Here is a 21,292-nt window from a genome sequence, read left to right as displayed (position 1 = left end):
CCTTACTATCGCGGGCAAGGTCTTTCGAAATGGTAGCCGCGATTTGACAGTCGCGAGGCGTCAAGCGAGCCTACAGAGGCCTGATTTGTCGGATGTGCGATAGATCAGGCGACCATCAAGCCGGCGCCGGCCCGTGGGGCGCGTCGTCGTCGGCGGCGTCCCGGCGGTCCCTCAGGCGCCGGGGCCGTCGGCTGCCAGGCGGCGCGCGATCGCCTCGAACATCCCGGTATCCTCGCCCACCATGGCGCCCATCGCGGCCATGCGCTGGACCACGGTCGCGGTGATCTCCTCCTCGATCGTGCCCTCGGCATAGGCGTAGTGGATCGTCGCCGCCTGCCCGTCCCGGTGGCAGCGTCCCTCGATCTGGGCGAGTTGGATCGCGCTGTGGCGCATGTCGTGGATCACCAGGGCCCGCGTGCGCTCGCCGCCCGGCAGCTCGTCCTGATGGAGCGAGATCGACTCCGTCACGGTGAACACGACGACGTCGAGCCGACCGGTCTGGAAGGCCCGGCGCACCGCCTCGTTCGCCTCGGCATCCTGCCGCCCGTCGATGGTGCCGACCTGCCAGCCGCGCTGCTCCAGGGCCGCCTGCAGAGCCGCACCGGTCTCGAGGAACGCCACGGAGATCGCGACCTGCTCGCCCGCGCCGAGGAGAAGCTCGGCGAAGTCGCACGTTCCCGCCACGCGCAGCAGGCTCGCCTTCTGCCGGAAGCGCAGATCCGCCGCCCACCCGGCCGGGCGCCGGTGGCTGCCGCCGAGCAACCCGAATTCCTGGCGGAACGCGCGCCACGTCGCCTGGTACAGGCGGCGGGCCTCCGCCGTCAGGGCCGTCGGCGCCAGGGCGCGCTGAACCTCCGGCCAGCCGGCGATGTCGCCCGGGCGCCGCCGCAGCCCGATCGCGCGCGGGCCGGTGTAGAGCAGGTCGGCCATGACGGCGCAGTCGCGCGCATTGCTGGTCCACGACCAGTTCACCCAACGGCCCTTGGCCCGGCCGATCCCGAGGCGCTGCATCAGCGTCCGGAACTCGGCGAGGGTCGCGGTCGGCGCGTCGGCCGCCTCGCCGAGGAGGCGTCCGAGATAGGAGAGCTCGTGGGGCGCCTGCCCGGCCGTCGCGCTCACGTAGCCGGTGAACACCGCCGCGTCGGCCAGGTGGCGGCACACCAGGCTCTGCTGGCTGTAGGGATTGCGCAGCCGGTGGCTCTCGTCGAACACGACGAGGGGCCAGGTCCGGCGCAGGCTTCCGTTCTTGGCCAGCGCGTTGTTCCTGGCGCGCGCCGACCGGCGGGTGCTCGTGGGCGGCGGCGCCATCAGGGACTTGGTGCGCTCGTAGTTCACGAGGGTCACCGCCTTCTCCGGCAATCCCGAACCGGCGATCGTGCGACGCCATTGCGGCATCGCGCCCTTCGGGCAGACGATCAGCACCTCGCCCTCGGGCATCCGCGCGAGCGCGCTCCAGATCGAGAGCGTCTTGCCCAGGCCCGTCGCGTCGCCGAGCAGGAAGCCCGGACGGCCGGCGGCCCGCGCGGCCAGGATCGCGTCGGCGGCCGCGGCCTGATGCGGGCGCGGGACCAGCGTCGCCTGGAAGCGGGGCGCCGGCGCGCCAGCGAGGGCGATGCCGTCGGGGTGCTTATCCACCCTGTCGTGACCGCGCGACGCTGTTCGCACCGGAACCCGTTTGCCTTCGACGGATTTCAGAACATATCATGAACGAGATTCGACCCGGTCGCTCAGGGAGTTGCACTGCCATGGCACGCTACCGTTTCCATTGCACGAACGGCCTGGAATGCGTCGTCGACACGGTCGGCAAGGACATCCGCTTGCCGGACAGGCTGCCCGCCAATGCGCGCGGTGTCGCCGAAGCCCTGATGGTCACGCTCGACGGGCAGACGGATTGGGCGGAGTGGCAGGTGAGCGTGCACGATCTGAAGGGACGCAAGGTGCTGGCGCTTCCCTTCCGGCCGCCCGGCGACCACCTCCGGCAGGACATCTGAGCTTACGGCGTCGCCTCTCGCGCAAGCGGCCTTCGTCGCCCCGGGCGATGGATGCCACCGCGCATGGCGCCGTCGCATGGCGGCGCGAGGCGCGACGAGATCCCGAACGGAGTGACGCCATGACGAGCCTTCCCCAGCTTCCGCCCGAGGCGTTCCGCAAGCGGGACCAGGCGCCGGACGCCCTGTTCTACGCCCAGCCCCGGTTCGTCACCCACATCGACGACGCGGCGATCGCGGCCGTGACGGACCTCTACCGCGCCCTGCTCCCGGCCGGCGGCCGCCTCCTCGACCTGATGTCGAGCTGGGTCAGCCACCTGCCTCCGGAGATCGCCTACGCCGCCGTGATCGGGCACGGCCTCAACGGGCGCGAGCTCGCGGCCAATCCCCGCCTGACGGCCTCGTTCGTGCAGGACCTCAACGGCGACCCGGCCCTGCCGCTGGAGGCGGGCAGCATCGACGCCGTCCTCGTCTGCGTCGGGGTGCAGTACCTGCAGGATCCGGTCGCCGTGCTGCGCGAGGCCGCGCGGGTGCTGCGCCCGGACGCGCCCGTGATCATCACCTTCTCGAATCGCTGCTTTTCGACCAAGGCCGTGGCGATCTGGCAGGCGCTCGGCGGCGACGATCAGGCGCGGCTGATCGATCTTCATCTCCGCCAGGCCGGCTTCCCGACCGTCGAGACCCGTGTCGTCCTGCCGGAGGGGGGCCCGGGCGATCCGCTGCGCGCCGTGATCGGCCGGACCGCTCCGTAGAGCGCGGCGCGAGGATCGGGCTTCGGTCCCGCCCGCACGCTTCGGTGGCCCGTGCCGGGAGCGGTCGCGACGCCTTCAGACCTTGCGTCGACCGAAGGCTCGCAGGACGGCGGGAACGCCGCCGGCCGACAGGCTCGGAGCGCGTGCGCGCCGCCGATCCGCCGGATCGCAGAAATGCTGATGGCGGGCCTCAACCCGTTGTCGCGGCAGCGTTATCGCGGCCGGACCTCACCTGACGATCGACCACCAGGAAAGCCTGGTGGAGCTGAGCGGGATCGAACCGCTGACCTCCGCAGTGCGATTGCGGCGCTCTCCCATCTGAGCTACAGCCCCGTCCAAGGCGCCGGCCTTTTAGGCTTGCGCCGATCGAACTGTCAATTCCCGATTCCCGCTGCCGTCGCGTCGCCGTTCCGGCGTCCCGCGCGGGCGCACGAGGACACGTGTTTCGCGCATGAATTCCTTGATCTGGCTCTTCGACACCGTCGTCCAGCTCTTCATCTACGTCCTCATCGCCAGCGCGATCCTCAGCTGGCTCGTCGCCTTCAACGTGGTGAACGTGCGCAACCCGATCGTCTCGCAGATCGGCGAGGTGCTCTACCGGATCACCGAGCCGGTGCTGCGCCCGATCCGCAACCTGTTGCCGAACCTCGGCGGCGTCGACATCTCGCCGATCATCCTGATCCTGCTGCTGCTGTTCGTGAGCCGCCTGCTGCACGAGTTCGTGCCGGCCGACCCCTACGTCTACGCCCGCTGACGGCCGGTCCCGCGATCCTCAGAATCGTGGGACCCGCACGCCGGCGGCCGACCCGCCGCACACCGTCCTCGAAACCGTCGCGCCCGGACGCGGAGATCCCCGAGCCCCATGAAGACCAATCCCGGCCGCTTCTTCGAGGATTACCGCCTCGGCGAGACCATCCGCCACGCCACGCCCCGCACGGTGACCACCGGCGACGTCGCGCTCTACACCGCCCTCTACGGCCCGCGCTTCGCGGTGCAGTCGTCGGACGCGTTCGCGCAAGGCATCGGCTACCCGCGCAGCCCGCTCGACGACCTGCTCACCTTCCACGTGGTGTTCGGCAAGACCGTGCCGGACATCTCGCTCAACGCGCTGGCCAACCTCGGCTACGCCGAGGGCGGGTTCCGCCGTCCGGTCTATCCGGGCGAGACCCTGTCCACCGTCTCCGAGGTGATCGGCCTCAAGGAGAGCTCGAACCGTCAGACCGGCGTCGTCTACGTGCGCTCGACCGGCTCGGACGCCAAGGGCGAGACCGTGCTGAGCTATTGCCGCTGGGTGCTGGTGCGCAAGCGCGACCCGCAAGCCGCGATCGCCGAGGAGCACGTGCCGAGCTTCGCCAAGGTGGTCGACCCGGCCGACCTCGCAGGCGCCCTGCCACCGCTCGACGTCTCGGCCTACGATCTCGACCTCGCCGGCAGCCCGCATCGGTTCTCCGATTACGCGGTCGGCGAGAAGATCGACCACGTCGACGGCATGACCGTCGAGGAGGCCGAGCACCAGATCGCGACGCGCCTCTACCAGAACACGGCCAAGGTGCATTTCGACGCGCTGAGCGGCAAGGAGACCCGCTTCGGCCGGCGCCTGATCTACGGCGGCCACGTGATCTCGCTGGCCCGCGCCCTGAGCTTCAACGGGCTCGCCAACGCCTTCGCCATCGCGGGCATCAACGCTGGCCGGCACGTGGCGCCGCTGTTTGCCGGGGACACGGTCTACGCCTGGAGCGAGGTGCTCGACACGGCCGAGACCGGTCGCGGCGACGTCGGCCTGCTGCGGCTGCGCACGGTCGCCACCAAGAACCAGCCCTGCGCCGCGCATCCCGGCCGCGAGGGCGACGGCTACCACCCGAGCGTCATCCTCGACCTCGACTATTGGGCCTTCATGCCGAAGTGACGGCCCGCCCCGGGCGCGTCCCGCACCGGCTTCAGGCGCTGCGGGAGAAGGCTTTGGCGGGAACGGGCTCGGCGAGGCGACGTCCCAGGAGATCGCCCGGCACCGGCCGGCCGTAGCGGTACCCTTGCGCGTAGCGGCAGCCCATGCCCATCAGCGCCGCCTCCTGCTCGGGCGTCTCGATCCCCTCGGCGATGACGATCAGGTCGAGGCTGCGGCCGATGTCGAGCACCGCCTTCACGATGGTCGCGTCGTGGGCGTCGTGGAGCACGTCGCGGACGAAGCCGCGGTCGATCTTCAGCTTGGTGAGCGGGAAGCTCTTGAGGGTGGAGAGCGAGGCGTAGCCGGTGCCGAAATCGTCGAGCGCGATGCCGACGCCGAGGGCCCGCAGGCGCCGCAGCGGCTCCAGCGTGGCGGGTGCGTCGGCCAGCGCGATCATCTCCGTCACCTCCAGCTCCAGGATCTCCGGCGGCAGCCGGTGCCGCGCCAGGGCCTGGATCACCACCTCGGCCAGGGTGCCGGCGCGGATCTGCGCGTCGAACAGGTTCACCGCCACGCCGATCCGCGGCAGGCCGGCCTTGCGCCACGCGGCCGCCTGGCGGCAGGCCTCGTCGAGGCACCACTGGCCGAAGCGGGTTGCCAGGGTGCTCGCCTCGATCGCCGGCAGGAACTCGGCCGGCGCGAGCAGCCCGCGGGTCGGGTGGTTCCAGCGGATCAGGGCCTCGACGCCGCGCAGGCGCCCGGTCGCGAGCTCGATCTGCGGCTGGTAGTGCAGGGCGACCTCGCCGGCGGCGAGGCCGTCGAGGAGCGCATCCTGCAGGTCGCGCCGGGCCTTGGCCGCATCCCGCATCGCGGGGGTGAAGGCGCGGTAGCCGCGCGGGCCCATGTGGCGGGCGCGCTCGAGGGCGAGGTCGGCCGCCGCCATCAGTTCGGCCGCGTCGGCCCCGTCGCGCGGCGCCTGCGCGGCGCCGATCCGCGCGCCGACATGCAGGACGTGGTGGCCGACGGTGACGGGCTCGGCGAGCGCGGCGAACAGGGCTTCGGCGCAGGCTTCGGTGCCGGCCTCGAGATCCGCCTCGCCGGGCGGCTCGGTCGCGGCCAGCAGCACGGCGAGCTCGTCCTCGCCGAGGCGGGCCAGGAGCGCCCCCGGCGGCAGGCGTCCGGCCAGCCGCACCACCAGCGCCTCCAGCAAGGCCGCCCCGATGCCCGAGCCGAACCCGTCGGTCACCGCCCGCAGGCCGTCGACCCCGAGGGTCAGCAGCCCGACCGGTCGGCGTGCGGCGAGGCGCGCATCGATCTCTCCGGACAGGCGGACCCGGTTCGGCAGGCCGGTGCCGGGGTCCTCGTGGGCGAGCCGGAGCAGGCGCGCGTTGCGGCGGCGGCGCTCCGAGATGTCGCGCATCACCGCGCCGACGCCCATCGCGGCGCCCTCCCCCCAGGCGCAGAGCGACAGCTCGATCGGCACCTCGCTGCCGTCGGCGCGCAGAGCCGTCACCTCGACGGAACGGCCGGCGAGCTTGGGCGGGCCGCCGGCGGTGAGCGCGCCCATGCCGGCGACGTGGTGCCCGCGCAGGCGCAGCGGCACGATCGAGGCCACGTCGCGCCCGGCCAGGGCACCGGCGGGGTAGCCGAGCAGCGTCTCGCAGGCGGGGTTGGCGAAGGTGATCCGGCCGGTCGCGTCGGTGGTGATCAGCGCCGAGCTCGTGGCGGCGACGAACCCTTCCGCGTCCCGCTGCGCCATCGTCCGCCGCCCCTGCGCCAGCACCGCGACGGCGAGGTCGGACAGCCGCGCCAGCCGCCGGCGCGTGCGGTCGGCCAGGGGCGGCCGCGGCGCCGGGTCGGCGACGCACAGCACGCCGAGGCAGGTGCCGTCGCGGTCGATCAGCGGCGCGCCGGCGAAGAAGCGGATCGCGCCGCGGCCGGCGGAGCCGGCATGGAACTGCGGATCGATCGCCGCGTCGGGGACGACGAGGACGTCGCCCCGGGCGATCGCACGGTCGCGGAAGGGCGCGAGCGCGTTCGCTTCCTCCGCTCGCGGCCCGATCGGCGCCCCGGCGCCGAGGATGGCGGCGATCGGCGCCTCGAGAAGGTCCGCGGCCAGGTCGATCAGGCCCTGCAGCGACGCCTCGACCGACGCCGTCCGCGCGTCGCGCATCGCCGCTGAGCCTGCTCGATCATCCGCCATGCGAAACCGTCCCGGACGCCCGATCGGGCGCGGACGGCAGAATTTCACGGCAAACGCTGTCAAAGACTTAAAATTACAATTTTGAATTGTAATTTTGTCGATCGAGGCGACGGCTGCCCAGGCGAAGCCCTTCGTAACGGCGGGACGAAGACCGGCGCCCCATCCCGCCGCCATCAACCATCAGTTGCGAACGATCACCTTGGTGCCGACGCGGACGCGATCGTAGAGGTCGACCACGTCCTTGTTGGTCATCCGGATGCAGCCGGAAGAGACGGCGGCGCCCATGGTCTCGGGCTCGTTGGAGCCGTGGATGCGATAGAGCGACGAGCCGAGATACATCGCCCGGGCCCCGAGCGGGTTGTCCTGGCCGCCGGCCATGAAGCGGGGCAGATCCGGGCGGCGGGCGAGCATCTGCGACGGCGGCCGCCACGACGGCCATTCCTTCTTCATCGTGACGCTCTTCTCGCCCGACCACGAGAAGCCCTCGCGCCCGACGCCCACGCCGTAGCGCACCGCTTCGCCGCCGCCGAGCACGTAGAAGAGCCGGCGCTGGCTCGTCGAGACGACGATGGTGCCGGGCTTCTCCTTGCCCTTCCAGGCGATGGTCTCGCGCGGGATCGCCTGGGTGCGGAAGATGTTCATGAAGTCGGCGATCGGCCCGGCATCGAACGGGTTCGCGTGCGCCGCGCCGGCGCCGAGCGCGAGCCCGGCAGCGAGGCAGAGTGTGGCGATGCGGCGTGTCATGCAGGTCCTCCGGTGGTTCGTTCGGTCCGCTGCCGGATAGGCGGGCATTGCGGCAAGCGGCGGACGTCGGATGCGTTGGGGGCCCGGAACGCGCCGCCTGTGGGATCGCCGCAACACTTCCTGCGGGCGGATCGCGGCCTGCCGACCCGGAAAGCCCTCCACCCGGCCGGAGGCGGAGGGCGATTGGTTCCCGGATTTCTCGCAGACCCTCTCGACAAGATGTCGCAGCCGGTTGTGCCGCGATGGGGCAGAGCCTTTATGGGAGCTGTGACATGCCCCTCCGAAATCGCTGCGCCGGCCCGCGTGGCCGCTCGTGCCACGATGCTGCGGGTGCTCGTCGCTCTCGTGGTCGGCGTGCTGCTGCTCGTCGTCGGTCTCCCTCGGGAGGCCGGTGCCACCGTCTCGGGCAGCGGCTCGACGCTGACGGCTCCCCGGTCGGTCCTGGCCGACGCCGCCGACGCTTCGGTCGACATGGTCGCGCCGCACGCGGTCGAGGCCGACGATTGGGCCGGACGCTCGGCCTCCGCCGATCCGCTGCCGCACCTCCTCCGATGCCTGTCCGGATCCGCCTTCGTTCCACGCGGCCGCGCCGTCGTGCGCGCCCGGGCTTCCGCACCGCCCGACCGCCCGCCCCGGCTCGCCTGAAGGGCCGACGGCGCGGACTTTCCGCCCGTCGTCGCGGGATCGCCAAGATGTCCTGCGAAAGCGGGGGTCTCGCGCTGTCCTCGCGGTTGCCCCGACCCCTCGAGCGGGCGACCGTTGCCGAACGATCCGGCACCACGCGCCACCGACACACACCGGACGGCCGAGCCTCGCCTCGGCCTTCCCCGAGATGCGTTTCGCAGGAGCGACCCGACCTTGACCTTCTCCCTGTCCGCCCGCCGGATGCGCCCTGCCTCGCTCGGTTTCGGGGTGTTTCTCGTCGCGCTCTCCGCCTGCAACCAGAAGCAGGCCTCGGCCCCGGTCCCGCCTCCGCCGCCGGAGGTCAGCATCGTCACGGTGGCGCCCCAGGCGATCCCCTACGTCCGCGACCTGCCCGGCCGCGTCGCGCCGATGCGGATCGCCGAGGTGCGGTCCCGCGTCTCCGGCCTCGTGGTGAAGCGGCTGTTCGAGCAGGGCAGCCAGGTCAAGGAGGGCGACGTCCTCTACAAGATCGACCCGGCACCGTATCAGGTCGATCTGATGAGCGCCGAGGCCGCGCTGGCGCGTCAGGAGGCGGCCCTGGTCCTCGCCAACCAGCAGGCCGAGCGCCTCGAGACGCTGCTCACCCGCCAGTCGGCGAGCCAGGCCCAGTACGACACCGCCTTCGCCGGCAAGAAGCAGGCGGAGGCCGAGGTCGCCGGCGCCCGGGCGACCCGCGACCGGGCCAAGCTCAACCTCGACTGGACGGATGTGCGCGCGCCGATCTCGGGCCGCATCGGCCGGGCGCTGCTCACCGAGGGCACCCTGATCGAATCCGGCACCACCGGCGTGCTCGCCACGATCCAGCAGCTCGACCCGATCTACGTCGACATCACCCAGTCGGTCGGCGAGCTGAACAAGCTCCGGCGCGATCTGGCCAGCGGCGAGCTCTCGCGGCTGGAGCGCGATTCCGCCAACGTCCACCTGATCATGGACGACGGCGCCCTCTACCCGATGGCGGGCCGGCTCCTGTTCTCGGACGTCACCGCCGACCCGAGCACCGGCCAGGTGACGCTGCGCGTGCAGATCCCCAACCCGCACGACGAGCTGTTCCCCGGCATGTACGTGCGCGCCCGGATCAAGCAGGGCATCGATTCCGATGCGATCGCGGTGCCGCAGCAGGCGATCCAGCGCACCAACGACGGCAAGGCCGAGGTCTGGGTCGTCAAGGCGGACGACAAGGTCATGCTCCAGCCGGTCGAGGTCGGCCCGGTGGTCGGCACCAACTGGCTGATCCGCGACGGCCTCAAGGCCGGCGAGCGGGTGGTGATCGAGGGCTTCCAGAAGATCGTCGCCGGCCAGCAGGTGAAGCCGGTGGACAAGACGCCGCCGCACGAGACCGCCGAGGCCATGCCGCACGACGTCGACGAGGTCGCCGAAGCCGAGGCCAAGGTCGCAGAAGCCAAGATGGCCGAGGCCAAGGCCGCCGAGGCCCGGGCTGCCGAAGCCAAGGCGAGCGCAGCGAAGGCCGGCGCGATCAAGGCTTCGGACGGCAAGACTTCGGACGGCAAGGCCGAGGCCGCCGCCAAGACGCGCTGAGCAAGTTGCGCTGATCACGACGCGCCGACGACCGACCACCCGACAGGCTGATCCGGAACATCCATGGCACGCTTCTTCATCGACCGGCCGGTCTTCGCCTGGGTCGTCGCGCTGTTCATCATCCTCGGCGGCGCGCTCGCGCTGCCGCTGCTGCCGGTGGCGCAGTATCCGGTGATCGCGCCGCCGGCGATCGCCCTGTCGACCGCCTATCCCGGCGCCTCGGTGGAGAGCCTCTACACCGGCACGACCCGGCTGATCGAGGACGAGCTGAACGGCGCGGCCAACATCATGAGCTTCGAGTCGACGAGCGACTCGTTCGGTGCGGTCAACATCACCGCGACCTTCCAGCCCGGCACCGACCCGGCGCTGGCCTCGGTCGAGGTGCAGAACCGCCTCAAGCGCGTCGAGGCGCGCCTCCCGGCCGAAGTCCGCCAGCAGGGCATCCTGGTCGAGGAGGCGTCGGCCGCCACCCTCAACATCATCACCCTGGTCTCGACCGACGGGAAGATGGACGAGATCGGGCTCGGCGACTTCCTCATCCGCAACGTCATCAACGAGATCCGCCGCATTCCCGGGGTCGGGCGCGCGACGCTGTACTCCACCGAGCGCAGCCTTCGCATCTGGGTCGACCCGGACAAGCTGCGCGGGCTCTCGCTCACCGCCGAGAACGTGACGGACGCGATCCGCAACCAGAACATCCAGGTGGCGTCCGGCGCCGTCGGCGCGCAGCCGAGCCCGTACAGCCAGGCGATCACCGCGCCGATCATCGTCAAGGGCCAGCTCGCCTCGGTCGACGACTTCGGCGCGATCGTGCTGCGCGCCAACTCGGACGGCTCGAACGTGCGCCTGCGCGACGTCGCGCGGATCGAGCTCGGCGGCGACGCCTACCAGTTCTCGACCCGCCTCAACGGCGGCCAGGCCGCGGGCATCTCGGTGACGCTGGCGCCCGACGGCAACGCCCTGGAGACGGCGGGCGCCATCCGCAAGAAGATGGAGGAGCTGTCGCAGTTCTTTCCGCCGGGCCTGAAGTGGGACATCCCCTACGACATCACCCCCGCGGTGAAGGCCTCGATCGAGAAGGTGCTGCACACCCTCGTCGAGGCGGTGGTGCTCGTCTTCGTGGTGATGTTCCTGTTCCTGCAGAACATCCGCTACACCCTGATCCCGACCATCGTCGTGCCGATCGCCCTGATGGGCACCTGCAGCACGATGCTGCTCGCGGGCTTCTCCATCAACGTGCTGACGATGTTCGGCATGGTGCTGGCCATCGGCATCCTCGTCGACGACGCCATCGTCGTGGTCGAGAACGTCGAGCGCATCATGACCGAGGAGGGCCTGTCGCCGAAGGACGCGACCAAGAAGGCGATGGACCAGATCACCGGGGCGATCATCGGCATCACCCTGGTGCTGATCGCGGTGTTCATCCCGATGGCGTTCTTTCCCGGCTCGGTCGGCATCATCTACCGCCAGTTCTCGATCGCGATGGTGACCTCGATCGCCTTCTCGGCGGTGCTCGCGCTCTCGCTCACCCCCGCCCTGTGCGCGACACTGCTGAAGCCGGTCGCGAAGGGCCATGGCCATTCCAAGGGCGGCGTGTTCGGCTGGTTCAACCGCATCGTCGACCGCGAGACCAAGCGCTACGGCCGCGGCACCGCGTGGTTCATCAAGAAGTCCGGCCGGGTGATGATCGTCTACCTCGCGCTCGTCGCCGGCGTCGCCTTCGCCTTCGCGCGGCTGCCCGAGGGCTTCCTGCCGCTGGAGGACCAGGGCTTCTTCACCGTCGACATCCAGACCCCGCCCGGCGCCTCGTTCAACCGGACGCAGGCCGCCGTGCGCAAGGTCGAGGAGCATCTGCTGGCCCAGCCCGGCGTCGCCACGGTGACGATGCTGAACGGCTTCTCGTTCTCCGGCCAGGGCTCGAACACCAGCCAGGCCTTCGTGACGCTGAAGCCCTGGGGCGAGCGCGACGCGGCGAACGCGGCCTCGGCGCTCGTGGCCGGAACCAACAAGGCGCTCTCCGGCTATCGCGACGCGATCGTCGACGCGCAGGAGCCGCCGCCGGTGGACAACCTCGGCAACGCCGCCGGCTTCTCGTTCCGCCTCCAGGACCGCGCGCAGAAGGGCTACTCGGCGCTGCTCGCCGCGCAGGAACAGCTCCTGAAGCTCGCCATGCAGAGCCCGGTGCTGCAGAAGATGAAGATCGAGGGCCTGCCGCCGGCGCCCGAGGCCGAGCTCGTCATCGACCGCGAAAAGGCCGCCGCGCTCGGGGTGAAGTTCGAGGACATCAACGCGACGATCCAGGTCAACCTCGGCTCGGTCTACACCAACGACTTCCCGAACCGGGGCAAGATGCAGCGCGTGATCGTCCAGTCGGAGGATCTCCAGCGGATGCAGGCGACCGACATCCTGAACTACGGGGTGAAGAACGCCTCCGGCACGATGGTGCCGATGTCCTCCTTCGCCGACCTGAAATGGAGCGTCGGGCCGCAGCAGATCGTCGGCTTCAACGGCTACCAGTCGGTCCGCATCACCGGCGAGCCCAACGCCGGCTACACGTCGGGCGACGCGATCGCCGAGATGGAGCGGCTGATGGGCCAGCTGCCCAAGGGCTTCGGCTACACCTGGACCGGCCAGTCGCTGCAGGAGAAGCAGGCCGGCTCCCAGGCCTCGCTGCTGCTCGCGCTCTCGGTGCTGATCGTGTTCCTGTGCTTGGCCGCGCTCTACGAGAGCTGGGCGATCCCGGTCTCGGTGCTGCTGGTCATCCCGCTCGGCGTCATCGGCTCGGTGGCGGCGGTCTACCTGCGCGGCCTGCCCAACGACGTCTACTTCAAGATCGGGCTGATCACGATCATCGGCCTGTCGGCCAAGAACGCGATCCTGATCGTGGAGTTCGCCAAGGACTTGTGGAAGCCGGGCACCTCGATCGTCGACGCGACGATCGAGGCGGCGACGCTGCGGTTCCGCCCGATCGTGATGACTTCGCTCGCCTTCATCTTCGGCGTGGTGCCGCTCGCCATCGCCAGCGGCGCCGCCTCGAAGAGCCAGCAGGCGATCGGCACCGGCGTGATGGGCGGCATGATCTCGGCGACCATCCTGGCGGTGTTCTTCGTGCCGGTATTCTTCGTGGTCGTGATGCGGCTCTTCCGCCGCAAGGACGTGCTCGCCGGCGAGAAGGCCGATGCCGCGACCCCGGCGGTGCGGGCGCCGGGCGGGCACGGCGTGCCGGCGGAGTAGCGCCGGACGGCATTCGGGCGCAGGCCCGATCGCCGTGCACTGGTAGCCGCGGGTACGTTGTTGATCGCGTGCCGCGCGGCACCGGGCGAGGACAATCCTCGTGGACGCTGTCGTAAGATCTCGGTAAGAATTGTGCCGAGGCAGGCAGCGTCGTCCGCGCTGCCGCCGCCATCCGCCAGGGAGTGCGCGATGTCGATCGGAGCCGGTGGAATCCTCAGGGCGACCCTGATGCTGAGCCTAGCGCTCGGCACGACGGCCGCCTCCGCGCAGACCGCCCCCAACGGCGCCTGGACCGATCCGCCGGCGCGCAGCACCACGCCCGCCGCGCCGCCGGCCGCGGCAATCCCCGCCGCTCCGGTGACGGAGCCGACAGCGAGCGCGGGCCGATCGGCGGACGAACGAGCCGCGTCGAGCCGGTCGGAGACCGCGAGCAAGGCCACGGCACCGGCGTCCTCGCCGACCCGCCAGGCGGCAGTGCCGGTGCGCAAGCGGGTGCGCGAGGTCCGGCGCACGCATCCGCAGGTGATCGCCGCGACACCACGTGCTCGGATCGCGACCCCGCGCGTCGTCGAGCGTCGCGAGGCGGCGCGGCCGGTAATGCGCCGGGTCGCCGCGCGGGCCTACACCCCCCGGACGTTTTCAGCGCCGCCCTACCCGTACGCTCCGCTGCCGGTCGGGCGGGTGGTGGGCCCGGGCGATGGCGAGCGCAACCCGATCTTCGCCGAGGGCGACGACCGGATGCGCCGCATCGCGGCGGCGCAGGCCGCCGGCTACCTCGTCGTGCGTTCCCGCTCGGTGCAGTATCCGGATGGGCGGATGGTGCGCGGCTACCGGCCCTACGACGACGATGAAGGGCTGGACTAGCGTGCGGGCGCCCTCGTTCGATCACGAGGGCGCCGACGATCCGCGTACGGCCGCGCTGCGCTCGCGCAGTCCTCGATGCCGGCCGCTGGGCTCAGCGGATGCGGCCGGGGCGGGTCGGCTCGAACACGATGCGGCGGTGGAAGGCGCACCAACTCTTCCCCTCGGCGACCGGAGCGCCGCAGCACATCGCGCGATCGTTCGGCTCGCCGATGATGAACTTGCACACGAAGGCGCCCGACTGCGCGAACGGCACGCGCAACTCGGCGGACGGCTCGGTGATGGTCTCTGCTTCGCCGATCTGGGACATGCGGACGAGTTGGTTCATCGCACTAAAGCTCGCGGAATCTCATGCTGGCGCCGACGGCCGCCCGGCAGGGGGATGGTGAGAGAACGCCGCACCGTATCGAGCGATCCCGCAACGCACGATGCTCCGTGCCGTCGAGACGTTCGGTCCATACGGGTCCGGCGAAAATGCCGGCGCGACAGTGTCATGGTGTTGTTATAACTGGTCTTGTTCTCCGCGGAAACAAGACCGCCCCGCGCATCTTGCAACCGCGCACAGCCTTCAGGGTCTGACGCGGACCTAAGCCGGCGGCACCGGCGCGACACGATGTCTTGCCCTGCAGCATGGAGCATCGGCACGGGATCCGCGACGGTTGCGGCGGATCGGCGACGCCCGGGCCGGCTTCCAACGAAGCCCGCCCTCGCGACCGCGCACCGTTCGGCGGGGCGTGCATCCGTCTCCACCCTGTGATTGAGTGGCGCCGACATCGCCCGCAACGACTTCCCGGACGCATCATGGCCGACACCGCGCTCGTCTCGACCGAATGGCTGCACCAGCGCCTGGATGCGCCCGACATCGTGGTGCTCGACGCCTCCTGGTACCTGCCCGCCGCCGGGCGCGACCCGGAGGAAGAGTATCGCGCCGCCCACATCCCGGGCGCGGTCCGCTTCGACATCGACGCGATGAGCGACACCGAATCCGGCCTGCCGCACATGATGCCGCGCCCGGAGGTGTTCGCCTCGCGGATGCGGGCGCTCGGCATCGGCGACGGGCTGCACATCGTCGTCTACGACGGGCTCGGCCTGTTCTCGGCGCCGCGCGTGTGGTGGATGCTGCGCACCTTCGGCGTCCGCGACGTCTGCGTGCTCGACGGCGGCCTGCCGGCCTGGGTCGCGGCCGGCTACCCGACCGAGGACGGCGAGCCGCGGGTCCGCGACCGGCGCCATTTCACCGCCCGGCTCGACCACGGCGCCGTCGCCGACGCGGCCGACGTCGCCCGCGCGCTGGCCGGCGGCACCGCCCAGGTGGTCGATGCCCGCTCCGCGCCGCGCTTCCGCGGCGAGGAGCCGGAGCCCCGCCCCGGCGTCCGCCCCGGCCACATGCCCGGCGCCCGGAACCTGCACTACGCCGCGCTGCTGACCGACGGGCACCTCAAGGCGCCGGACGCGCTCCGCGCGGTCTTCGCCGAGAACGGCGTCGACCCCGACCGGCCGATCGTCACCACCTGCGGCTCAGGCGTCACCGCGGCGATCGTCGCCTTGGCGCTGGACCGCCTCGGCCGTCCGGCCCGCGCGCTCTACGACGGGTCGTGGTCCGAGTGGGGGGGCGATCCGAGCCGCCCGGTCGCCACGGGGCCGGCCTGAGGGGCACCCGTAGCGGCGTCATCCGCGCGTCATCGAGCGCGGGGCATTTTTGCAACGTCGCGATCGGGAATGCGCAGGCCGGCAGGGCCGGGATTGCCGCAGTTATAGCCAATGCTATACCTCGCATCGGAACGTGCGGGGGATCAGGGCGATGCGGCATCGGGGCGAGGCGGACAGCGCCGGATCGATGGGCGTCGCCGGTCGCCGCGCGGCCTGGCTGATCGGTGCCTGCCTCCTTCCGGCGCAGGCCTTCGGCGCCGATCTCGCGGTCGCGCGCGCGCCGGCGCCCGCCTTCGTCGACTGGTCGGGGGGCTATCTCGGGATCGAGGGCAGTGCCGGCGGCTCCTTCGGCGCCCTCGGCTTCGAACCGACCACGATCGGCGGACGCCCCGTGCCGCCGTTCAAGACCGGGGATGCCACCGGCCGCGCCGACCGCAGCCGCGAGGCGACCACCGCCGTCGGCGGCGTGTTCGGCGGCTGGAACTGGCAGGCCGGCCCGTGGCTCTACGGCCTGGAGGCGGACATCGCCGGCGCCAACCTCAAGCGCCCGGTCGCCTCGACCGCCGCCGGCTTCGGCTACGAGGGGTTCGACCCGGTCTTCGACGTCATCCGCGCCAAGACCGACCTCTACGGCGCCCTGCGCGCCCGCCTCGGCTTCGCCTTCGAGCGCGCGCTGATCTACGCGACCTTCGGCCTCGCCGGCGCCGAGACGCGGTTCCTCGCCACCTATCCGGACCGCGCCGGCGGCCCTGCCGCGACGGCCAGGACCGACCGGGGAACCCTCGGGTTCACCCTCGGGGCCGGCGTCCAGTACGCGATCACCGAGCACCTCGCCCTCGGCCTCGACTACCGCTACATCGATCTCGGCAGCACCGGGCGGTTCGACCTCGGCGCGGTGCCCGGCCTCGGCCCGGTGTCGACGCAGGCGCACGTCACCTCCAACCAGATGCTGGCGCGGCTGTCCTGGTATCCGGCGGGGCTGCGGCTGCCGCCCGAGCCCGACGAGGCGGCCCCGCACGACCCCGACAACGGCGACACCGGCCGGTTCTCGCTCCACGGCCAGACCACCTTCATCAACCAGGGCGTGACCGGGTTCCGCTCGCCCTATCTCGGCCCGAACAGCCTGGTGCCGCACCAGGCCCAGGCGACCACGACGGCGACCGCCTTCGTTGGCTTCAAGCTGTGGGAGGGCACCGAGCTCTACTACAACCCGGAATTCAGCCAGGGCTTCGGCCTGTCGCGGACCCTGGGCGTCGCCGGCTTCGTCAACGGCGAGGCGCAGAAGGCCGGCGCTCCGTTCCCGAAGCTGCGCTCGAACCGCTACTTCGTGCGCCAGACCTTCGGCCTCGGCGGCGAGACCGAGGATGTGCCCGACGGCCCGAACCAGGTCGCCACGCGCCGCGACGTCGAGCGGATCACGGTGGTCGCCGGCAAGTTCGCGCTCGGCGACTTCTTCGACGGCAACGTCTACGCCCACGATCCGCGCGTCGACTTCATGAACTGGTCGCTCTGGGCGGCCTCGGCCTGGGACTTCCCGGCCAACCTCCCCGGCTTCACGCAAGGCGTCTACGTCGAGTACAACCGCGCCGAGTTCGCGGTGCGCGCCGCCTACACGCAGGTGCCCAAGGAACCGTCGAGCGACGTGCTCGACCCGCGGGTGTTCGACCGCCAGGGCGCCAACATCGAGTTCGAGGGGCGCTACGTCCTGCCCGCGCTGGAGCAGCCGGGCCGGGTGCGGATCGGCTTCTTCTCGAACCAGGGCAACACCGCGCGCTATCGGCAGGTCGTCGCGCTGACGCAGTCGGGCGTCTTCGACGACGTCAATGACGCGGTTGCCGCCACCCGCCGCCCGCGGCGCAAGACCGGCGGCTACGTCAACCTCGAGCAGGCGGTCACGGCCGATCTCGGCGTCTTCGCCCGCGTCAGCCTGTCGGACGGGCGCAACGAGAGCCTGTCCTTCACCGACGTCGACCGGAGCGCGTCGGGCGGCGTCTCGCTCAAGGGGACCGCCTGGGGCCGGGCAGGCGACACGGTCGGCCTCGGCGCCACGGTGAACGGCCTCACCGAGGCGCACCAGGCCTACTTCGCCACCGGCGGCCTCGGCCTGCTGATCGGCGACGGGCGCCTGAACTACGCTCCCGAGCGGGCGCTCGAGGCCTACTACGCCATCGGCCTGACCAAGACCGTGACCCTGACCTTCGACTATCAGCGGGTGATCAACCCCGCCTACAACCGCGACCGGGGCCCGGCGGACTTCTTCGCCACCCGGCTGCACGCGGATTTCTGATCGCTATTCCGCCTCGTCCACGGTCGCCCCGAACACCGCCTCGAACCCGGCCCGCAGCTGCATGTCGACCTCCGGCATCGCGACGATGCGGCCGAGGTCGGCCAGGCTGGTCACGCCGTGGCCGCGGATGCCGCAGGGGACGATGCCGGAAAAGTCCGCGAGGTCGGGCTCGACGTTGAGGCTGATCCCGTGGAAGCTGACCCAGCGCCGCACGCGGATGCCGATCGCCGCGATCTTGTCCTCGACGGCGTCTCCGTTCTCCTGGCCCTTCTCCGGCCGCCGCACCCACACGCCGACGCGGTCCTCGCGGCGTTCGGCCCGGACGTTGAAGGCCTCGAGCGTCGCGATGATCCAGGCTTCCAGGCAGGCGACGTAGGCGCGCAGGTCCGTGCGGCGGCGGTTGAGGTCGAGCATCACGTAGGCGACCCGCTGGCCGGGGCCGTGATAGGTGTACTGCCCGCCCCGCCCGGTCCGGTACACCGGCAGCCGCGCCGGCGCGACGAGGTCGGCCTCGCGGGCCGAGGTGCCGGCGGTGTAGAGCGCCGGGTGCTCCAGCAGCCAGACGCATTCCGGCGCCAGCCCGCGCGCGATCGCCTCGGCGCGGGCCTCCATCCACGCGACGGCTTCCTCGTACGCGACCGGCGCGTCGCTGATCCGCCAGCCCACCGGCGGAGAGCCCGCCCGCGGCAGGAAGGTGTCGGGCGCGATCGCGAGACGGTGCGCGGCGTTTACCAAGGCTTCACCCTTCGTCGGGAATGCTCTCCTTCCACCGGTCCGTGCCGGTGGCAAGGCGCATGGGGGCGGTGGACGCGTGGCGGTTCTGGAAGACCTCAAGGTCGATCTCACGGTGGTGCTCGGGCGCTCCCGCATGCCGTTGCACATGCTGCTGCGCATGGGACGCGGCGCGGTGATCGAGCTGGAGGCGACCGAGACCGACCTGGTCGAGATCCTCGCCAACGACCATCCCGTGGCCCGCGGCCAGATCGTGGTGACCGGCAACCGCATCTCGATCGAGGTGACGGAGCTGATCCGCAAGGCGGATTCGGTGCGCACGCCGGGCGTCACCATCGGCGACGGCGCCGTGCCGTTCCTGGAAAGCCGCCTGGAGCCGGCATCATAACTTCGGCCGCGGCACCGAATTGCCGCGCTGCGGCGCTTGTCGGATCGGGATCGATCTGGTATCCGCTGCGCCGCTCACCCGAGACGCCGGCCGCCGCAGTGGACCCGGATCTCGGAGAAGCGAACGGGACCCGACGGGTGCCGATGCGGCCATGGCGGAATTGGTAGACGCGCTAGCTTGAGGTGCTAGTCCTGCAAGGGGTGGAGGTTCGAGTCCTCTTGGCCGCACCAACTTGTTATTGTTGGTGTTTTCCCCGAAGCGTCCCAGATGCTGGCAGCGAGCCGGCCGGTCTTTTGCAAAATCTTTGGCAGCCGTTGATCACTTAGCGTTCCTGCGGTGAGCATCGAGCTTCACGATCGCGCTCTGCGCCAGCGCCTTCGTTCGCGATAGGTAGACCTCCAGGATCTTGTTCACCGAGGCCAGCGTGTGGCCCGTGATCGTCGCGACTTCCTGCGGCGTGCATCCAGCTTCCGAGAGCATCGTAACGGCCGTCCCGCGCAGGTCATGGAAGTGGAGGTCGTCGCTGATGCCGGCCTTCTCGAACGTGGCTTTCCACGCGTGATGGAAGGCGCTCTTCGACCAGGCGACGCCGTCGGCTTTCGTGAGCATCGTCGTCGCTCGACGCGGCGCGGTGTCGAGGGCGTCCCGGAGGGCGATCGTCGCCGGGATCCAGACCTTCCGACCGCCCTTCCCTTGGCGCATCGTGATTGCGTGCCCGTCGTAGGCCGACCACGGCAGGCGCAGAAGGTCACCCTGGCGCTGACCGGTGTGGAGCGCGAGCAGCAGGGCAAGCTCGATCTCGGGCCCGGCGGCGGCCTCGAACGCCGTGACGTGCTCGGGCAGCCAGATGAGCTCCGCGCGGCTGTTGCCGTAGGCCCGCTCGAAGGTGGCGATCGGATTGTGGGTGAGGTGCCCGCGGTCGTAGCCCCACGAGAACACGCGGGCGAGCGCCGCGAGCTTGTTGTCGGCCGCCCGCGGCTGCGTCTCCGCCAGGCTGTCGTGCCAGCGCAGGAAGAGCGGCCGGCTCCTCGGGTTCTCGACGTGCTTGAGCGGGGTCGTCCCCCACTTCGCCTCGGCGGCCTTCAGATTGAGCGCGCCGATCACGCGGGTGGATTCGGCAAGCTTCTTCCACTGGAGCGAGTCGCAGTACTGCCGGATCAGCCACGACACGGTGCCGGCGCCGCGCTCTTGAGATGACGCCCTCCCCGCCTCCTCGAACGAGGCCTGGAACTCCGCGGTGCCGGGCTCGCCCTGCAGGCGTCGGCCGGTCGCGCGGTGGTAGTAATAGGTCACCGTCGACCCATCGGCAGCCGGGTATCGGACGGTGTTGATGCCCTTCAGCTTAACCCGCATGGCTCGCCGCCCACTCCTCGAAGGATGAGTCGGCAGCTTCGAGAAGTCCGGACCGGCGATCAAGGGCGCGATCGATCGCCTTGCGATCCCAGCGCGCGGTGCCCGGGATCGCCTTCGGCACGATGCTCCGCCGCACCCAGTCGTCGAACGCGGCGAGGGAATCGCACCCGCAATACTCGGCGGCCTGCTCACGGGTGAGGCCGCGCGGTAGCATGCCAAGAGGTAGCGTCGTCATCGCCCTCCCCTGTCAGCGTCGATGTCGTGTCTCGCCCTACCCATCAGCGTCCTCCCGTCCCCGAGCGGGCGGAGGGGAGGGGTCGGCTTGGTCCTCCGCGGCGATGAGGGCGGTCAGGAGAGCGGCGCAGATCGCGAGGGGAGGCGTATCACCATCTCCGAAGCTGAAGTCTGTGCGATCCTCGACACGGTAGACGGATGCGTTTGGGCGCCCCATAGGCCCGATCTTGGCGCGGTTGAGGTCGCCGTAGTCGGTCATCACGTGCCAGACCGCGCCGGGTAATGTGCGCTCAACCAACGCTACCGCGGCGTCGATGCTGCCGGTGTAGGCGTTCCACAGCGGCATCGTATCGGTCCCGCCATGCAGCACTTTGCCCATCGCGAACCCGAGAACCATATGGATTTCACGGTCTAGATCGCGATCCGGTCCCTCGGCGACCTCTACCCGCGCCAGCAGCTCGCGCATCACCCCCACGTCAGGCCTGGCCATCGGTCGTTCCTTACTTGTTAGGGCCTTGCCGGATGAGGCTGGCGGTTGGTCTGAGGCGCCCATCTCAGTTCATCCCCGCGCGACGGACATTCACGAGGTCATTGGGGTTGCAGGGATCGTTTGATACCCAGCAACCGTCCCGCATGTAGAACCAGCTTTTCCAGCGATCGGGTTTATTCGGGTGTTCGACCTCTGCGCGCAGCGGGTAGATATAGCCGCCGCTTTGATGCGTTTCATTCGTACTGATCAAGCGCGCGGCCCGGCCATCTCG

At 70.8% G+C, this 21,292-nt stretch carries 20 protein-coding genes and 2 tRNA genes; 12 read left to right on the top strand and 10 right to left on the bottom strand.

What is annotated here, in order from left to right:
- Positions 1-171: 171 nt before the first annotated feature.
- Complete coding sequence (locus MKK60_RS09055; RefSeq protein WP_243985188.1) at positions 172-1,635, bottom strand: SNF2-related protein; 1,464 nt, start codon at positions 1,633-1,635, stop codon at positions 172-174.
- A gap of 110 nt (positions 1,636-1,745) precedes the next feature.
- Between MKK60_RS09055 and MKK60_RS09050 the strand changes: the two genes are divergently transcribed.
- Complete coding sequence (locus MKK60_RS09050; RefSeq protein WP_243985186.1) at positions 1,746-1,991, top strand: DUF6894 family protein; 246 nt, start codon at positions 1,746-1,748, stop codon at positions 1,989-1,991.
- 119 nt (positions 1,992-2,110) lie between these two features.
- A complete protein-coding gene (locus tag MKK60_RS09045) occupies positions 2,111-2,740 on the top strand; it encodes a class I SAM-dependent methyltransferase (RefSeq protein WP_243985184.1) in 630 nt (209 codons plus the stop codon).
- 257 nt (positions 2,741-2,997) lie between these two features.
- Here the strand turns inward: MKK60_RS09045 and MKK60_RS09040 are convergent.
- Positions 2,998-3,073, bottom strand: a tRNA-Ala gene (locus tag MKK60_RS09040).
- A 118-nt stretch (positions 3,074-3,191) separates the two neighbouring features.
- On the opposite strand from MKK60_RS09040, the gene MKK60_RS09035 reads away from it, so the two are divergent.
- Both MKK60_RS09035 and MKK60_RS09030 read left to right on the top strand, forming a co-directional pair.
- A complete protein-coding gene (locus MKK60_RS09035) occupies positions 3,192-3,494 on the top strand; it encodes a YggT family protein (RefSeq protein ID WP_147751992.1) in 303 nt (100 codons plus the stop codon).
- 108 nt (positions 3,495-3,602) lie between these two features.
- A complete protein-coding gene (locus tag MKK60_RS09030; protein WP_243985182.1) occupies positions 3,603-4,646 on the top strand; it encodes a MaoC family dehydratase in 1,044 nt (347 codons plus the stop codon).
- 31 nt (positions 4,647-4,677) lie between these two features.
- Here MKK60_RS09030 and MKK60_RS09025 read toward each other — a convergent pair whose 3' ends face one another.
- On the bottom strand, positions 4,678-6,828 hold the full coding sequence (locus MKK60_RS09025; RefSeq protein ID WP_243985180.1) for a putative bifunctional diguanylate cyclase/phosphodiesterase: 2,151 nt from the start codon (positions 6,826-6,828) through the stop codon (positions 4,678-4,680).
- Positions 6,829-7,008: 180 nt separating this feature from the next.
- On the bottom strand, positions 7,009-7,572 hold the full coding sequence (locus MKK60_RS09020; RefSeq protein ID WP_147843950.1) for a L,D-transpeptidase: 564 nt from the start codon (positions 7,570-7,572) through the stop codon (positions 7,009-7,011).
- A gap of 330 nt (positions 7,573-7,902) precedes the next feature.
- Between MKK60_RS09020 and MKK60_RS09015 the strand changes: the two genes are divergently transcribed.
- The 4 genes from MKK60_RS09015 to MKK60_RS09000 all read left to right on the top strand — a co-directional run bounded on the left by MKK60_RS09015 (position 7,903) and on the right by MKK60_RS09000 (position 13,890).
- On the top strand, positions 7,903-8,217 hold the full coding sequence (locus MKK60_RS09015) for a hypothetical protein (RefSeq protein WP_243985178.1): 315 nt from the start codon (positions 7,903-7,905) through the stop codon (positions 8,215-8,217).
- 240 nt (positions 8,218-8,457) lie between these two features.
- Positions 8,458-9,792, top strand: coding sequence for an efflux RND transporter periplasmic adaptor subunit (locus MKK60_RS09010; protein ID WP_243936179.1), 1,335 nt, complete (start codon positions 8,458-8,460; stop codon positions 9,790-9,792).
- A gap of 63 nt (positions 9,793-9,855) precedes the next feature.
- The gene (locus MKK60_RS09005) at positions 9,856-13,026 is read left to right on the top strand and encodes a multidrug efflux RND transporter permease subunit (protein WP_243985176.1); all 3,171 of its coding nucleotides are present in this window, start codon (positions 9,856-9,858) and stop codon (positions 13,024-13,026) included.
- 189 nt (positions 13,027-13,215) lie between these two features.
- A complete protein-coding gene (locus tag MKK60_RS09000; protein ID WP_243985174.1) occupies positions 13,216-13,890 on the top strand; it encodes a hypothetical protein in 675 nt (224 codons plus the stop codon).
- Between the two features lie 91 nt (positions 13,891-13,981).
- Here the strand turns inward: MKK60_RS09000 and MKK60_RS08995 are convergent, their stop codons facing one another.
- A complete protein-coding gene (locus tag MKK60_RS08995; protein ID WP_147729797.1) occupies positions 13,982-14,215 on the bottom strand; it encodes a hypothetical protein in 234 nt (77 codons plus the stop codon).
- 473 nt (positions 14,216-14,688) lie between these two features.
- On the opposite strand from MKK60_RS08995, the gene sseA reads away from it, so the two are divergent.
- Both sseA and MKK60_RS08985 read left to right on the top strand, forming a co-directional pair.
- Complete coding sequence (gene sseA, locus MKK60_RS08990) at positions 14,689-15,537, top strand: 3-mercaptopyruvate sulfurtransferase (RefSeq protein WP_243985172.1); 849 nt, start codon at positions 14,689-14,691, stop codon at positions 15,535-15,537.
- Positions 15,538-15,724: 187 nt separating this feature from the next.
- Positions 15,725-17,824: a carbohydrate porin gene (locus MKK60_RS08985; RefSeq protein WP_147842163.1), complete on the top strand. Its 2,100-nt coding sequence runs from the start codon at positions 15,725-15,727 to the stop codon at positions 17,822-17,824.
- Positions 17,825-17,827: 3 nt separating this feature from the next.
- Here the strand turns inward: MKK60_RS08985 and lipB are convergent, their stop codons facing one another.
- Positions 17,828-18,559, bottom strand: coding sequence for a lipoyl(octanoyl) transferase LipB (gene lipB / locus MKK60_RS08980; RefSeq protein WP_147842152.1), 732 nt, complete (start codon positions 18,557-18,559; stop codon positions 17,828-17,830).
- A 76-nt stretch (positions 18,560-18,635) separates the two neighbouring features.
- Here lipB and MKK60_RS08975 point away from each other — a divergent pair, with 76 nt between their 5' ends.
- Both MKK60_RS08975 and MKK60_RS08970 read left to right on the top strand, forming a co-directional pair.
- Complete coding sequence (locus MKK60_RS08975) at positions 18,636-18,944, top strand: FliM/FliN family flagellar motor switch protein (protein ID WP_147728794.1); 309 nt, start codon at positions 18,636-18,638, stop codon at positions 18,942-18,944.
- Between the two features lie 145 nt (positions 18,945-19,089).
- Positions 19,090-19,174 (top strand) — tRNA-Leu (locus MKK60_RS08970).
- Between the two features lie 88 nt (positions 19,175-19,262).
- Here the strand turns inward: MKK60_RS08970 and MKK60_RS08965 are convergent.
- From MKK60_RS08965 to MKK60_RS08950, 4 genes are all read right to left on the bottom strand, one after another.
- Positions 19,263-20,297 (bottom strand): tyrosine-type recombinase/integrase, encoded by a 1,035-nt coding sequence (locus MKK60_RS08965; RefSeq protein ID WP_243985170.1) that lies wholly within the window; start codon positions 20,295-20,297, stop codon positions 19,263-19,265.
- The gene (locus MKK60_RS08960; RefSeq protein WP_243935112.1) at positions 20,287-20,532 is read right to left on the bottom strand and encodes a hypothetical protein; all 246 of its coding nucleotides are present in this window, start codon (positions 20,530-20,532) and stop codon (positions 20,287-20,289) included. The genes MKK60_RS08965 and MKK60_RS08960 overlap by 11 nt, the downstream gene beginning before the upstream one ends.
- 36 nt (positions 20,533-20,568) lie before the next feature.
- Complete coding sequence (locus tag MKK60_RS08955) at positions 20,569-21,021, bottom strand: hypothetical protein (RefSeq protein WP_243985168.1); 453 nt, start codon at positions 21,019-21,021, stop codon at positions 20,569-20,571.
- Positions 21,022-21,085: 64 nt separating this feature from the next.
- Positions 21,086-21,292: hypothetical protein (locus MKK60_RS08950; RefSeq protein WP_243985166.1), on the bottom strand; the 207-nt coding region annotated here is incomplete at its 5' end.

It is taken from the genome of Methylobacterium sp. J-092, from assembly GCF_022829325.1.
Taxonomy (GTDB): domain Bacteria; phylum Pseudomonadota; class Alphaproteobacteria; order Rhizobiales; family Beijerinckiaceae; genus Methylobacterium.
This window is presented reverse-complemented; position numbering and strand designations above follow the sequence as displayed.

Excerpts from the sequence above, each read along its gene's own strand:
- MKK60_RS08985 (WP_147842163.1), top strand. The coding sequence starts at position 15,725 with ATGGGCGTCGCCGGTCGCCGCGCGGCCTGGCTGATCGGTGCCTGCCTC.
- MKK60_RS09010 (WP_243936179.1), top strand. The coding sequence starts at position 8,458 with ATGCGCCCTGCCTCGCTCGGTTTCGGGGTGTTTCTCGTCGCGCTCTCC.
- sseA (WP_243985172.1), top strand. The coding sequence starts at position 14,689 with ATGGCCGACACCGCGCTCGTCTCGACCGAATGGCTGCACCAGCGCCTG.
- MKK60_RS08995 (WP_147729797.1), bottom strand. The coding sequence starts at position 14,215 with ATGAACCAACTCGTCCGCATGTCCCAGATCGGCGAAGCAGAGACCATC.
- MKK60_RS08965 (WP_243985170.1), bottom strand. The coding sequence starts at position 20,297 with ATGCGGGTTAAGCTGAAGGGCATCAACACCGTCCGATACCCGGCTGCC.
- MKK60_RS09025 (WP_243985180.1), bottom strand. The coding sequence starts at position 6,828 with ATGGCGGATGATCGAGCAGGCTCAGCGGCGATGCGCGACGCGCGGACG.
- MKK60_RS09005 (WP_243985176.1), top strand. The coding sequence starts at position 9,856 with ATGGCACGCTTCTTCATCGACCGGCCGGTCTTCGCCTGGGTCGTCGCG.
- MKK60_RS09035 (WP_147751992.1), top strand. The coding sequence starts at position 3,192 with ATGAATTCCTTGATCTGGCTCTTCGACACCGTCGTCCAGCTCTTCATC.
- MKK60_RS08960 (WP_243935112.1), bottom strand. The coding sequence starts at position 20,532 with ATGACGACGCTACCTCTTGGCATGCTACCGCGCGGCCTCACCCGTGAG.
- MKK60_RS09000 (WP_243985174.1), top strand. The coding sequence starts at position 13,216 with ATGTCGATCGGAGCCGGTGGAATCCTCAGGGCGACCCTGATGCTGAGC.
- MKK60_RS08955 (WP_243985168.1), bottom strand. The coding sequence starts at position 21,021 with ATGGCCAGGCCTGACGTGGGGGTGATGCGCGAGCTGCTGGCGCGGGTA.
- MKK60_RS09045 (WP_243985184.1), top strand. The coding sequence starts at position 2,111 with ATGACGAGCCTTCCCCAGCTTCCGCCCGAGGCGTTCCGCAAGCGGGAC.
- MKK60_RS09030 (WP_243985182.1), top strand. The coding sequence starts at position 3,603 with ATGAAGACCAATCCCGGCCGCTTCTTCGAGGATTACCGCCTCGGCGAG.
- MKK60_RS09050 (WP_243985186.1), top strand. The coding sequence starts at position 1,746 with ATGGCACGCTACCGTTTCCATTGCACGAACGGCCTGGAATGCGTCGTC.
- MKK60_RS09020 (WP_147843950.1), bottom strand. The coding sequence starts at position 7,572 with ATGACACGCCGCATCGCCACACTCTGCCTCGCTGCCGGGCTCGCGCTC.